Source organism: Pseudomonas furukawaii (assembly GCF_002355475.1).
In the GTDB taxonomy this organism is placed as follows: Bacteria; Pseudomonadota; Gammaproteobacteria; order Pseudomonadales; family Pseudomonadaceae; genus Metapseudomonas; species Metapseudomonas furukawaii.
In genome coordinates, this window is record NZ_AP014862.1 from 3,983,514 (window position 1) to 3,998,477 (window position 14,964).

General features: G+C 65.5%; 3 protein-coding genes. 1 reads left to right on the forward strand and 2 read right to left on the reverse strand.

Annotated elements, in window-relative coordinates; all coding sequences use genetic code 11:
• Positions 1-1,947 (forward strand): cyclic di-GMP receptor LapD, encoded by a 1,947-nt coding sequence (gene lapD, locus KF707C_RS18505; RefSeq protein WP_003447941.1) that lies wholly within the window; start codon positions 1-3, stop codon positions 1,945-1,947.
• Between the two features lie 303 nt (positions 1,948-2,250).
• Here the strand turns inward: lapD and KF707C_RS18510 are convergent, their stop codons facing one another.
• Both KF707C_RS18510 and KF707C_RS18515 read right to left on the reverse strand, forming a co-directional pair.
• Positions 2,251-2,589 carry a hypothetical protein gene (locus KF707C_RS18510; RefSeq protein WP_003447942.1) on the reverse strand — a complete coding sequence of 113 codons (339 nt, stop codon included), beginning with the start codon at positions 2,587-2,589 and terminating at the stop codon, positions 2,251-2,253.
• A 64-nt stretch (positions 2,590-2,653) separates the two neighbouring features.
• Positions 2,654-14,518: a retention module-containing protein gene (locus KF707C_RS18515; RefSeq protein ID WP_096368046.1), complete on the reverse strand. Its 11,865-nt coding sequence runs from the start codon at positions 14,516-14,518 to the stop codon at positions 2,654-2,656.
• Positions 14,519-14,964: the final 446 nt, after the last annotated feature.

Here is a 14,964-nt window from a genome sequence, read left to right on the forward strand (position 1 = left end):
ATGTCGTTACTCAAGCAACTGTTCCTGGCCATCTGCCTGCTGCTGGCGCTGGCCTTCGCCGGCAGCTTCCTCGCCGGGGTCGAAAGCTCCCGCGAGCAGCTGCTCAGTCAGTTGCGCTCCCATGCCCAGGACGCCGCCACCGCCCTCGGCCTGTCCATGACGCCCCATGTGGACGACCCGGCGATGATCGAACTGATGGTCAGCTCCATCTTCGACAGCGGCTACTTCGCCAGCATCCGCGTGGTGCGCATTCCCGACGGCGACGTGATCGCCGAGCGCCGGACCACCACCAGCAGCGAAGAAGTCCCCAACTGGTTCGCCCGCCTGGTCGACCTGCGGCCCGAAGGGGGAGACGCCCTGATCATGCGCGGCTGGCAGCAGGCCGCGCGGGTCGAGGTCCTGAGCCATCCGCGCTTCGCCCTGGCCAAACTCTGGGAAAGCGCCCTCGGCAGCCTGGCCTGGCTGTTGCTCTGCGGCGTGATCAGCGCCCTGGCCGGGGGCTGGCTGCTGCGCTCCCAGCTGCGCCCGCTGGACGACATGGTGCAACAGGCCGAAGCCATCAGCCGGCGGGAATTCCTCGCCCTGCCCAAGGAACCGCGCACACCGGAACTGCGGCGCGTGGTGCAGGCCATGAACCAGATGGTGGAGAAGCTGCGCACGCTGTTCGCCGAGGAAGCCGCCCGCAGCGAACGGCTGCGGGAAGAAGCCTACCAGGACAGCCTCACCGGCCTGGCCAACCGTCGCCAGTTCGACATCCACCTGGCCAACCAGCTGGTACCCAACGACCAGAACGCCGCCGGCTACCTGCTGCTGCTGCGGGTCAACGATCTGGGCGGCCTCAACCAGCGCCTGGGTGGCCAACGCACCGACGCCCTGATCGGCGACATCGGCGAGATGCTCAGCGGCCTCCTGCAGCGGCGCGGCAGCCCCGACTGGCTTGCCTCCCGCAGCCGTGGCGGCGAATTCTCCCTGCTGGCCCCCGGCATCACCGGCGAGGACGCCGAGCAACTGGCCAGCGAACTGGCCGACCAGTTGGAGCACCTGCACAGCACCGGTGCCAGCGACCGCAGCCCGGTGGCCTTCCTCGGTATCGCCGCCTACCGCCCCGGGGAGGAGATGCAGAAGGTGATGGGCCGCGCCGACCAGGCCCTGACCCAGGCCGCCCAGGCCCAGGACCGCTCCTGGGTACGCCTGGACGACTACGAGAGCGCTCCCGGCCAGAGCCTGCACGACTGGCGTGGGTGGATCGACGACGCCCTCGACAAGGGCAAGCTGCGCCTTTATTTCCAACCCGTGGGCCTGTGTGCCAACCCCGGTGAAATCCTCCATCACAAGGTCCTGGCACGCCTGCTGGACCCCAGCGGCGAAGCCGTGGCCGCTGGCCGCTTCCTGCCCTGGATCGAGCGCCTGGGCTGGGCCGCGCGCTTCGACCTGGCCATGCTCGAACACTGCCTGGCACACCTGGAGCGACACCGCTCCCCGATCGCCCTCAGCCTCTCCGCCGCCAGCCTGCGGGACAGCGACAGCCGGCAGCGCCTGCTGGCCATCCTCAAGGCCCATCCGCAACAGGCGCCCCTGCTCACCCTCGAACTCGACGAGCGCCACCTGCCGCCCGCCAGCGAGCTGGGGCAGATCTGCCAGACCATCCGCGAAACCGGCTTCGGCCTTGGTCTGCAGCATTTCGGCGGCCGCTTCAGCCTGATCGGCAACCTCTCCCACCTGGGCCTCGCCTACCTGAAGATCGACGCCACCTACATCCGCGCCATCGACCAGGAAAGCGACAAGCGCCTCTTCATCGAGGCGCTGTTCCGCGCCACCAACAGCATCGACCTGCCGCTGATCGGGGAAATGGTGGAAACCCAGGGCGAGCTGGACGTGCTCAAGGAGCTCGGCATCCAGGGCGCCATGGGCCGCCTGGTGGGCGCCCCGGCACCCTGGCATGAGTGACGCCCCGCTGTAGGAGCCGGCTTGCCGGCGAAGGGCCCGGACAGCCTCGCATGTAGGAGCCGGCTTGCCGGCGAAGGGTTCGGACGGTTCGCGGGCAAGCCCGCTCCTACAAATTGGCACGGGGCATCGCCTTGTAGGAGCCGGCTTGCCGGCGAAGGGCTCGGACGGTTCGCGAGCAAGCTCGCTCCTACAAATTGGCGCGGGGCATCGCCTTGTAGGAGCCGGCTTGCCGGCGAAGGGTTCGGACGGTTCGCGGGCATGCCCGCTACGGGCCGCGCGGGAAGATCCGCACCACCCGCGGCCTCAATAAGGCAAGCGCCCGTCCTCCGGCACCCGCCCGTCGAGGTCACCGACCTGGGAACGTACGTGGGCGCGCAACTGCAGCTTGTGCCGGGCCGGCTCGGGCAGGTCGGTAAAGGCCATCACCCCCTTGCCTACCAGCACCTGCACCAGGTCCTCGATGACCCGGACCAGCTCCAGGTCCGAGTACTGGAGGGACATCAGATAATCATGCAGGCTGCGGCTGGCGAACCAGCTCTGCACCTCCGGATCGCTGGACGACAGGCACTGGGTCATGCTCTCGAAAGGTTCGCGCTCCACCCGCAGGAGTCGCCCCTTCTCGTCCCGTTGCACGTAAACCATGGTGCCTCCCCTCTCTCCGAAAAAAGCCCGCCCCCGAACAGGGGGGCGGGGTGAGTCCCTCCGATCAGACATCCACTTTGAGCGAACCGTCGTCCAGCATGCTGGTGATCACCGAAGCGGTGTCCGCCGCACTGTAGTGGGTCAGCAGGTTCACGCCCTCCAGCACGATGGTCTGCCCGGTGCCGCCAGCGATGGCCTGGGAGTTGCTGTCCACGGTGATGGTGGTGTCGGCGCCGAACGCCATGGTCAGGTACTGATCAAGGCTGTCGGAATCGCCGTGCTCGCCGGTGAGCAACTGCGACAGGTCCAGGCTGTCCAGGCCTGGCGTGAAGCCGGTGACCGTGGTGATCCCCGTATCGCCCAGCATCCACTTGAAGGTGTCCGCGCCGCCACCGCCGGTGAGCGTGTCATCGCCACCGTTGCCCGCCAGCAGGTTGTCGCCGTCGTTGCCGATGAGCACATCGTCATGACGCGAGCCGATCAGGTTCTCCACATCGATCAGCCTGTCCAACCCGGCGCCGACGGTGTCCTGCTGGCCGCCCAGGGCCAGGCTCACCGTGACGCCGGACGCCGCGTCGTAATAGGCCGCCGTGTCAGTGTCATCACCGCCGTTGAGCGTGTCATCCCCCGCACCACCCACCAGCAGGTCATTGCCGTCGTTGCCATTCAGCGTGTTGTTCCCCACGCCGCCGATCAGCACGTCGTCACCGCTGCCACCCCGCAGGACGTTGTCGTTCCCGCTGGTGTCGATGACGATCTGGTCGGTGCCGGTACTGCTGCTGCCCAGGGGGGATGAGCTGTCGGACGTCACGCTCACCGTGGCACTGCTGCCCATCGCACCCTCGGCATCCACCGCGCGGTAGCTGAAGCTGCCACTGGAGTCACTGAAGGTGACGTTCCCCATGGCGCCCATGCCGGCGGTATGGACGGCGGTATCGCTGGGGTTGCTGATCCGGACGACGCTGGTGACATCCAGGGAATGGCCCTCGGCATCGGTGTCGTTCCACAGTAGCGCCCACTCGGGGATGCTCACGCTATTGCCACCGCTGTTGGTCACCACCCGGTCGGCGACGGTGATCGGCGCATCATTGACGGCATTCACCTGCACGATGGCGTAGGCGGTGGCCAGGTTCTGTCCGCCATTGGCGGTGCCGTCGCCATCGTCGAGGGTGAAGCTGACGGTGCGGTCCAGGATGCTCGGGTTGTCCGAGTGGTTGGCGTAGGCGACCTGCTGGATCAACGCTTGCACGGCAACCAGCGTGGCAAGGTTGGTGAAGCTGATCACCAGCGGGTTGCCGCCGCTTCCCCCAACCCAGGAGCCGATCACGTTGCTGCTTCCGTTGTAGCGCACGCTCGAGCCACTCAGCGTGATGCCATTGCCGGCCAGGATCGACAGTTGGTCATCGTTCGAACCGTTCGCGCTCAAGGACACGGTGAGCGATCCACCCGCGAAGTTCGGCGAGTCGACATCGTTCAGGGTCACGCCGCTGTCGATCACTACCTTGCCCTGGCCCTCGGTATACGCCAGCACGCCGCCCATGCCGCCCAGCACAGGGGCATCGTTCACCGGTGTCACATTGAAGGTGATGACGTTGGGGCTCTGGTCGAGGTCCACCCCGCCGTCCGCGGTACCGCCGTTATCCCGCACCTGGAAGCTGAAGCTGGCGTAGCCGTTGCCATTGCCGTTGGCCGCCGGTACGAAGCTCAGCTTGCCGGCATTGATATCCGCCAGGCTGACGAAGGCGCCCGCCGTCAGGGTCGGCCCGCCCGCCAGAACCAGGGAGCCGGCCGATGGCAGCGTGGTGATCTTCACGGCCAGCAGGCTGTCGCCGTCGCCATCGCTGAAACCGAAGTCCGCCGCCGTCAGCACACGGCTGCCGTCCTCCAGCAGGCCGAGGGTGGCGTTGGTGCCGCTGGGCGCAGTGTTCACGTCCACCACCGTCACGCTGAGGTTGGCCGAGTCCGGCGTACCGTCGGAATCCACCAGGGTGTAGCCGAAGGTCTCGGTAATGGTGGCGCTGATACCCAGGGGCGCCACATAGCTCCAGGCACCGGTCGCGAAGTTGAAGGTCAGCTTGCCGCCAGCCCCGGTCGTGATGTCACTCAGGAGACTGCCGGCGATATCCGGGCCATTGCTGACGGCGATGGTGTTCGAACCGTTCCAGGTGTAGGTGACAGTGTTGATGACGATGGACTGGATATGACCGGGACCGTCGAGGCCGAAACTGTCGTCATCCGCCGTGCTCGCGTCGCCATCGTTGCCCCAGAGCACGTTGCCGGAAACATCGCCGCCCACCACCTCAGCCTGCAACGCATCGATGAGTTGCTCGAAGCCCGATACCGTCAGCGGCGAGCCCTGTCCATCCAGGTCCACGTCCTGAAGGCGGTTGGCGTTGATGCCGTCACCAATACCCACGGTGGTGACAGTGAGGTCATGCTGGTTGATGAAGTTCTGCCAGGCCGTGGCTGTGGAGCTGTTCAGCGAGTTGTTTGTTCCGGTCTGCTCGTTGGGGTTGCCGTCACTGATGAAAACCACCTGGTTGCTGTAGCCGGTCAGCGGCTGGTAGGCCCCCATGGTGGTCTGGATGGCTGCCGTGAAGTCAGTCTGGCCATTGTAGGGACGGGTGCCGCCGGCGTTCGGATTGAGGCCGTCTATCTGCGCGGCGAACGCGGTGAAGTTGTCCACCACCGGGTAGGCGGTGGCCTCGCCCGAAAAGGCCACGACCCGTACCTTCACGTCACCCGAGGTGCCGTTGAACAGGTCCTGCCCGGCCGAGCGCACCGCGTTCAGCATGGTACCCAGCTCGGAATTGCTGATACTGCCGCTGAAGTCGAGCACGAACACCAGGTTGAAATCCTGACCCTGCCCTTCGATCACAGTGGCGTGGTCATCCCTGGCGTCCGGGGCGTTATCCACCGCCACCAGGTCGATCCGGGTCTGGGCGACGTTGGAGTCGGCGTTGCCATCGTTCACCACCACCGTAACGTTGCGCGGCGTGGTGTCCGGTGTGTTGCTGCTATTGGAGAACCGCACCGATTCGATGGCGCTCTCGTAGTCGGCCTTGGTCGCCGTGCCGGTCAGGGTCACGGTGATCTTGCCGGCGGAGCTGCTCACCGAGCCACTGATGCCACCGGGCAAGCCGCTGAAGGACAGCGAATCACCGGCCTTGGCATTGGTCAGCACGATTGTCGCGGACTCGATATGACTGTCATCCACGTCGGTAATGCGCGAATCCAGGTCGGCGATGGACACCGCTGGCCCACCTTCAGTGAAGGTGGTCTGGTAATTGGCCCCCGTGGCACCGCTGCTGTCGTTGGCATCCAGATCCAGCACCGGCGCATCGTTCACCGGGTACACCTTGATGGTCACTGTGGCTTCGTTGCTGTACTGCGAACCATCGCTGACCTGGTACTTGAAGGTCGCATAGGGGTTGCCGTGGTCGTCGGCGCCCGGTACGAACTTCAGGTTGCCGGCGGTGATATCGGCGACGCTGACTACAGCCCCCTGGGTCAGGGTCACACCATTGAGCTGCAACAGGCCAGCGCCCGGCAGCTGGGTGATCTTGATGCTGGTGAAGCTCGCCGAATCCACGTCGTAGTCGTTGTTGCCCCCCGTACCGTCGGCTCCGAACAGGCCGCTGTAGGTAACAGTGACGGCGGTGTCCTCGTGGGTGGTGAAGCTGTCGTCGCAGGCCACCGGAGCATCGTTCTCGGGTGTCACCTTGATGGTCACTGTGGCCACATTGCTGTAACTGCTGCCGTCGCTCACCTGGTACTTGAAGGTGGCATAGGGCGAGCCGTTCTCATTGGCGTCGGGCACGAACATCAGTTGGCCGTCGTTGATGGCCGCCAGGGAAATGACCTGGTTGAGGGTCACGTCGGCGCCATTGAGCTTCAGCGAGCCGTTGCTGGCCAACTGGGTGATACGGACGCTGGCGAAGCTGCCGGAATCGGAATCGCTGTCGTTCAGCGGGCCTGTTCCATCGGCGCCGAACAGATGGGCGGCGGTAATGGTGAGGCTATGGTCCTCAGCGGTGGAAAGGAAGTCGTCCTTGGCCAGCGGCGCATCGTCCCGGGCCTTGACGGTGATGCTCAGCACCGCGTTCGACGGGTCATTGTCGGCATCGACGATGGTGTAGGTGAACTGCTCCAGCGTATCGGCCGATAACCCGCTGGGCGCCACGTAACTCCAGGCACCCGTCGAGAAGTTGAAGCTCAGCTTGCCACCCGCCGCGGTGGTGACGTCAGTCAGTTGCGCGGTGGCGGGATTGCCATCCCAGGTGAAGGTCTGGGTACCGATGACGATGGACTGGATGAGCCCCGGGCCATCGGCACCGAAGGCATCGTCATCAGCCGTACCGGCGTCACCGTCATTCCCCCACAGCACGTTGCCGCTGACCAGGCCATTGCTGACCTGCTCCAGCAGGGTGGTGATGAGGCTGCTGAAGTCATTCACCGTAATGGGTGAGCCCGAACCATCCAGATCGATATCCTGTAATCGAGGCACGCTGATGCCGTTGCCGATACCGATCGCCGTCACGTTCAGACCGTGCTCGGCGATGAAATCACTCCAGTCATCCGCGGTCCCGTCCTGCAGCGCGTTGCCGTTGGTTCCGGTCTGCTCATTGGGATTGCCGTCGCTGATGAAGAACACCTGGTTGTTGTAGCCGGCGATCGGTTGGTAGGCATCCATCACCTTCTCGATGGCTGCGGTGAAGTCCGTCTGTCCATTGAAGGGCCGGACGCCGCCCTCCATCGGGTTAGCCGATTCGATCAGGTTCGAGAAGGTGGTGAAATCAGTGGTCACGGCCGAAGCCGCCGCCGTCCCGGAGAACGCCACAAACTGGATCTTCACATCACCGTTGGCACCGTTGAACAGGGCCTGGCCGGCGGCGCGCACCGCCGTCAGCATCTGGTTCAGTTCGGTGTCGTCGATGCTGCCGCTGAAATCCAGCACGAAGACTAGGTTGAAGTCCTCGGTGCGAGCCTCCTTGACCGTGGCCGTATCGTTCTTCGCGATGGGCGTGTCATCGTCGACATTGATGGTCAGGCTGCCGGTGGCGCTATCACCGTCCTTGTCGGTGACCTGGTAACCGATGGTGAAGCTGACATCGTTCTCGTCCTGGCCATCCGGATGCAGGATCGGCCTGTTCTGGATGACCTTGTAAGCGCCGCTGGACACGTCCAGTTCCACCGTGATGACGGTCTGGCCGTCCTGCTTGATCAGCAGGTCGTCGCCGGCCTTCTCGTAGGTGAAACCGTCAGGGTTTCCGGTGTCCAGGAGGCTGATGGAGCCGGGACCGTCGGCGCCGAAGTCGTGTCCGAGGGTACCGGTGAGGTTGGCGGTATTCGGGGACACATCACCGGTTCCATCGGGGATGCCACCGGCCAGGGTTTCATCGTCCAGCTGCACGGCCTGGTTGGCGGTGACGCTGGGGGCGTCATCGCGGAAGCTGATGGCACTGCCCAGCCCCACGGAGGCCGAAGCGCTGTCACCATCGCGGTCGGTGAGTGTCAGGGTGAGTTTCACCAGATCGGCGGAGGCCAGGCTGGCGGCCTGGTCCACGCCGTTATCCGGGGTATGCAGAATGGCCCGCAACTGCTCCAGGGTGACCTTGCCATCGCCATCCACCGACAGGCGGAAGGCGATTTCGCCGGTACTGCCACCGACACGCCCCAGCACCTCGCCCCCCACTTTGTAGAGCAGGATGCTGTCGCCGCTTTGCGAGTCCTTCAGGCCGCTGTCCGCGCCACTGGTGCTGACGCTCAGGCTGTACTGGCTGGAACCCGCGCCGTCGGCGCCGTGACCGCCGCCGAAGAGGCCGGAGAAGTCCGTGGTGTCGCTGTAGCCCAGATGGGTCTCATCCACCTCCAGGGAGCCGGCGCCGGCCAGTTGACTGGTCACCTTGGGCGAATCGTCATTCACCTTGATATAGAGCGAGCCGTCGGCACGATCGCCATCACGGTCGACGATCTTGTACTCCACCTCGAAGGTCAGGTCGTTCTCGTGCTTGCCTTCGGGATGCAGGATGGCGGCGTTCTGGGTGACGGTGTAGGCACCGCTGTGCTTGTCCAGGGTGATGGTGATGACGGTCTGGCCGCCCTGCTTGATCAGCAGCCCGCCTTCGATCTCATGGTAGGTGAAGCCCTGGGGCGCACCGCTGTCCTGCAGCTCGATCTCGCCAGGGCCGTCAGCGCCGAAATCATGGGCGATGGTGCCACTGGTGTTCTGGGTATCCGGATCGCGATCGCCGTAGCCGCCGGGAATCCCATGGTTCAGGGCGTCATCGTCCAGGCTGACCTTGACGTAAGGGTCGATGCAGGGTGCGTCATCCCGGAAACTGATGGCCCCCCCGAGGTTGAGTGAGGCGTCATCGGTATCGCCGTCGCCATCGGTGATGGTGGCATGCAGGGTGATCAGGTCTTCGGCGGCAAGGCCGCTGGCCTGGTCAGGCCCATCCTCAGGGCTGTGAAGGATGGCCCGCGACTGCACCAGGGTGACGCTGCCATCGCTCCCCACGCTCAACCGGAAGGCCAGATCACCGCTGCCCAGCACGCGACCGACGATATCCGCCCCTTCCTTGTAGAGGAGGATGCCGCTACCCGTTGCGGTATCCCGCAGGCCGCTGTCCACGCCGGGGGACTTCACATCCAGGCTGTAGCTGATCGCATTGCTGGCCGCCGCGCCGTCCGCGCCGAACTGGTGCGTGAAGGCGCCGGAGAAATCGGTACTGGCGCTGGTACCAAGGTGGGTTTCATCCACCTGAAGACCGAGGTCGCCGTACCCCTTGACGCTGATTTCTGGCACGTCGTCGACAATGTCGACGGTCAGGGTGCCGGTTCCGATATTGCCGTTGGCATCCACCACCTGGAAGGTGAAGGTTTCGGTGAACTGCAGGTTGTTGCCATTGTTCCCGGGATCGACCTTCGGCGCCGTCAGCAGCGTGTAGGTGTAGGCACCATTGCTGTCGAGCACCAACTGGCCGTACTGCCCGGTGCCCGCGCCCACCCCCAGACTGAAGCTGTAGGGCCCGGCACCGCCCGTGGCCACCAAGGTGCCGCTGGCGAACTCATCGTTGCTGCCCGGCTCGCTGCCGAAGCTCAGCGCGGCCTCGCGCACGTCGTCATCGGAACCGGCCTTCACGCCGCCCACCACCGTCACATTGGCGACATCGATAGTCAGGGTGGTGGTGCTGAAGTCACCGTCACCATCGACGATGGTGTAGGTGAAGGTATCCACCACGCCACCCTGGACCAGGCTATTGGCATGGCTGGTGTAGGTGTAGCTGCCGTCGGCGTTCAGCACCAGTGTGCCGTAGGCGGTGGTGATGCCGTTGCCGACACCGCCGGACGCCGGGGTGGACGTGTCCCCTCCCACCCTGACGCCCACCACGCCGGAGGTCGGCGACGGACGTCCATCGGCACCGAACACATCGGCCACCGACCCCAGTCCGTTGCCGCCCACCACATTGCCACTGACTGTAGCGCCCTCACCCACGGAACCGGTATCGGCGTTGGCGGTGGGCAGGTCGTCGACGATCTCGATGGTCACCGGCGCCGATACCGGCGGTGCGATGCCGTCGCTGACGGTGATGGTGAAGCCGTCCGTCTCCGGTCCGGCGGCATCCGTGGTCGCCTCGGTCAGGGTGTAGGCGAAGCTGTAGGTGCCGTTGCTGTAGCCGGTGATCTGCACCGTGCCATGGGCGGTGGTGAAGCTCTGGCCCACCAGGGCGCTGAAGGGGTTGCTGGTCAGGTCCAGGGTCAGGCCGCCGACGCTGAGGGAACTGAGGTCATCCAGCCCGTCCGAGTCGCCCACGGTGAAGCTGCCGGTGGTGATATTGCTGCCATCCCCGGCGCTGCTGCCGTTGGCCAAGCCCTTTTCGAATACCTGGGCCAGGTCGCCCTGCCCGTTGGGGGTACTGACCTCGATGGTCGGCACGTCGTTGCTGCCGGTAATGGTGAGGGTCAGGGTCGAGTCGCTCGGGTCGTTGTCGCCGTCGCGCATCGAGTAGGCGTACTGCAGGACGACCTGCTGGCCCTGGTCCAGCCCTTCCACCGCCGCCGAGCCGTTGGCCAGCGTGAAGCTGTAGCGGCCGTCGGCGAACAGGGTCACCAGGCCATAGGGGGTGTTCACCAGCAGGCTGCCGCCTTCGCCAGGGGTCGCCCCGGCCACGCCGTTCCAATTGGTGAAGCTCTTCGGCTGGTCGGCGCCGCCCACATCGTTGTCCAGCACATTGCCGGTGACGCTGGCGGGCTCGCCGTTTTCGGTCAGGCTGCGGCTGTCGGCATTGGCGGTGGGCAGGTCGTCGACGATCTCGATGGTCACCGGCGCCGATACCGGCGGTGCGATGCCGTCGCTGACGGTGATGGTGAAGCCGTCGGTCTCCAGACCGGCGGCATCCGTGGTGGCTTCGGTCAGGGTGTAGGCGAAGCTGTAGGTGCCGTTGCTGTAGCCGGTGATCTGCACCGTGCCGTGGGCGGTGGTGAAGCTCTGGCCCACCAGGGAACTGAACGGGTTGCTGGTCAGGTCCAGGGTCAGGCTGCCGACGCTGAGGGAGCTGAGGTCATCCAGCCCGTCCGAGTCGCCCACCGTGAAGCTGCCGGTAGTGACGTTGCTGCCGTCCCCGGCGCTGCTGCCATTGGCCAAGCCCTTTTCGAACACCTGGGCCAGGTCGCCCTGCCCGTTGGGGGTGCTGACCTCGATGGTCGGCACGTCGTTGCTGCCGGTAATGGTGAGGGTCAGGGTCGAGTCGCTCGGGTCGTTGTCGCCGTCGCGCATCGAGTAGGCGTACTGCAGTACGACCTGCTGGCCCTGGTCCAGCCCTTCCACCGCCGCCGAGCCATTGGCCAGCGTGAAGCTGTAGCGACCGTCGGCGAACAGGGTCACCAGGCCGTAGGGGGTGTTCACCAGCAGGCTGCCGCCTTCGCCAGGGGTCGCCCCGGCCACGCCGTTCCAGCTGGTGAAGGCTTTCGGCTGGTCGGCACCGCCCAGGTCGTTGTCCAGCACATTGCCGGTGACGCTGGCGGGCTCGCCGTTTTCGGTCAGGCTGCGGCTGTCGGCGTTGGCGGTGGGCAGGTCGTCGACGATCTCGATGGTGACCGGCGCCGATACCGGCGGTGCGATGCCGTCGCTGACGGTGATGGTGAAGCCGTCCGTCTCCGGACCGGCGGCATCCGTGGTCGCCTCGGTCAGGGTGTAGGCGAAGCTGTAGGTGCCGTTGCTGTAGCCAGTGATCTGCACCGTGCCGTGGGCGGTGGTGAAGCTCTGGCCCACCAGGGCGCTGAAGGGGTTGCTGGTCAGGTCCAGGGTCAGGCTGCCGACGCTGAGGGAGCTGAGGTCATCCAGCCCGTCCGAGTCGCCCACCGTGAAGCTGCCGGTAGTGACGTTGCTGCCATCCCCGGCGCTGCTGCCATTGGCCAATCCCTGCTCGAACACCTGGGCCAGGTCACCCTGCCCGTTGGGGGTGCTGACCTCGATGGTCGGCACGTCGTTGCTGCCGGTAATGGTGAGGGTCAGGGTCGAGTCGCTCGGGTCGTTGTCGCCGTCGCGCATCGAGTAGGCGTACTGCAGGCTCACCTGCTGGCCCTGGTCCAGCCCTTCCACCGCCGCCGAGCCGTTGGCCAGCGTGAAGCTGTAGCGACCATCGGCGAACAGGGTCACCAGGCCATAGGGGGTGTTCACCAGCAGGCTGCCGCCTTCGCCAGGGGTCGCCCCGGCCACGCCGTTCCAATTGGTGAAGCTCTTCGGCTGGTCGGCGCCGCCCACATCGTTGTCCAGCACATTGCCGGTGACGCTGGCGGGCTCGCCGTTCTCGGTCAGGCTGCGGCTGTCGGCGTTGGCGGTGGGCAGGTCGTCGACGATCTCGATGGTGACGGTGGCGGAGGCCGTGCCCGAGCCATCGCCCACATTAATAAGGAAGCCGTCCGTCTCCGGACCGGCGGCATCGGTGGTCGCCTCGGTCAGGGTGTAGGCGAAGCTGTAGGTGCCGTTGCTGTAGCCAGTGATCTGCACCGTGCCGTGGGCGGTGGTGAAGCTCTGGCCCACCAGGGCGCTGAAGGGGTTGCTGGTCAGGTCCAGGGTCAGGCTGCCGACGCTGAGGGAGCTGAGGTCATCCAGCCCGTCCGAGTCGCCCACGGTGAAGCTGCCGGTAGTGACGTTGCTGCCATCCCCGGCGCTGCTGCCGTTGGCCAAGCCCTTTTCGAATACCTGGGCCAGGTCGCCCTGCCCGTTGGGGGTGCTGACCTCGATGGTCGGCACGTCGTTGCTGCCGGTGATGGTGAGGGTCAGGGTCGAGTCGCTCGGGTCGTTGTCGCCGTCGCGCATCGAGTAGGCGTACTGCAGGACGACCTGCTGGCCCTGGTCCAGCCCTTCCACCGCCGCCGAGCCATTGGCCAGCGTGAAGCTGTAGCTACCATCGGTGAACAGGGTCACCAGGCCATAGGGGGTGTTCACCAGCAGGCTGCCGCCTTCGCCAGGGGTCGCCCCGGCCACGCCGTTCCAACTGGTGAAGCTCTTCGGCTGGTCGGCGCCGCCCAGGTCGTTGTCCAGCACATTGCCGGTGACGCTGGCGGGCTCGCCGTTCTCGGTCAGGCTGCGGCTGTCGGCGTTGGCGGTGGGCAGGTCGTCGACGATCTCGATGGTGACGGTGGCGGAGGCCGTGCCCGAGCCATCGCCCACATTAATAAGGAAGCCGTCGGTCTCCAGACCGGCGGCATCCGTGGTGGCTTCGGTCAGGGTGTAGCTGAAGCTGTAGGTGCCGTTGCTGTAGCCGGTGATCTGCACCGTGCCATGGGCGGTGGTGAAGCTCTGGCCCACCAGGCTGTCCAGGCTCTGGGTACCCAGGTCCAGCGACAGGCTTCCGACGCTCAGGGTCTTCAGATTGGCCAGGCCATCGGCGTCCGCTACGGTGAAAGTGCCGTTGACCACCGTGCTGCCATCCCCGGCACTGCTGCCACCGGGCAGACCCTGCTCGAACACCTGGGCCGCCCCACCTTCGGAACCGGGGAAGTTCACCTCCACGGTGGGAATGTCGTTGCGACCGATGATGGAAATGTTCAGGTTCGCGGAGCTCTGGTCCCCGTTGCCGTCCTGGATGCTGTAGCCGAATTCCAGGCTGACCGTTTCCCCTTCCCCAAGCCCTTCTACCGCCGGCGTGCCATTGGCCAGCTGGAAGCTGTAGCTGCCGTCAGGATTGAGGGTCACCACGCCGTAGGGGGTGCTGACCAGCAGGCTGCCGCCGGGACCCTCGCTGGCACCGGGAGCCTGCCAGGAGACGAACTGGGTCGGCAGGTCGGGGCCGCCATCGTCGTTGTCCAGCACATTGCCCTGCACGCTTTCCTGGCCTTCGTCGATGCTCTGGTCATCGTCCACCGCCACCGGCACGCCGTTCTCCGGGGTCTCGGCGGCCAGGGGGACATCGGGCAGGCCGGTTTCCGGCTGCGGGAAGTCGACGCCGAAGGCGATGGGGCCGGTGGGGAAGCCGATGCTGGGATCGACCCGGCCGGCGGTTTCACCCAGCAGGACGAAGGAGTGACCGCCACCGCCTGCGCCGCCGGCGCCACCGGGACCGGCCGCCGTGGCTTCCGCGACCTGGGTCGGGTCCACGCCGGCCTCGATGGCGGCCTGCAGTTTCTCGACGTCGGTAAGATCCTGCTGGCTGGGCGCGGCGGGAGCGGCGTCGGCATCGCCCGGGGCCTTGTCAGGGCTGCCCGCCAGCAGCGAATTGTCCAGCGGCATGCTGCTTTCGCGGCCCAGGACCAGTTCCTGGCCATTGGTCAGCCTGACGGCGACCGCGCCATTGGCGCCAGTCACCAGTTCCTCGCCGACGAACACCCGGTCACCTTCGCTCAAGGGGCGGCGCGCACCGTTCGCGGCGACCGCGAACACCTCGCCAATGACTTGCCGAACGACCCCGATTGATCCAGCCATGCTTCCTTCCTCCCGCACCGCGTGCTGCCAGACGGACAGCGCCGACACCAGTCAATGAGGTCAAAGCACGCGTATCGGATATCGGGAACGAGCTGGGGAGCCCAAAGGCCCCTGAGTACCGCCAAAAAAATCACGCAAAGTCAATAAAACGTCACGCAACCCGGCGTCGTACTACTCCATCGCATCTGCCCCGCCCTAGAAACACTGGTTATGTGCCTGACCACGGCCTACCTGATCGCACGAGTGCTGCGAGCCCCAGAACACGCGATCTGATGGCCAAAAGATGTCGTGGAATTCCGACGAGTGCATAAGAATTTTTCCTGATAGCCCATGTGAAAAATTCTTCTTAGGCAATTCGAAAGTTGTTCTTAGCTCTGATGTTACAAGCCTGAAACGGTTTGCCATGGATTTTCGCCAAATTTACGGCGCCAGGAAGCAGCAGTTCT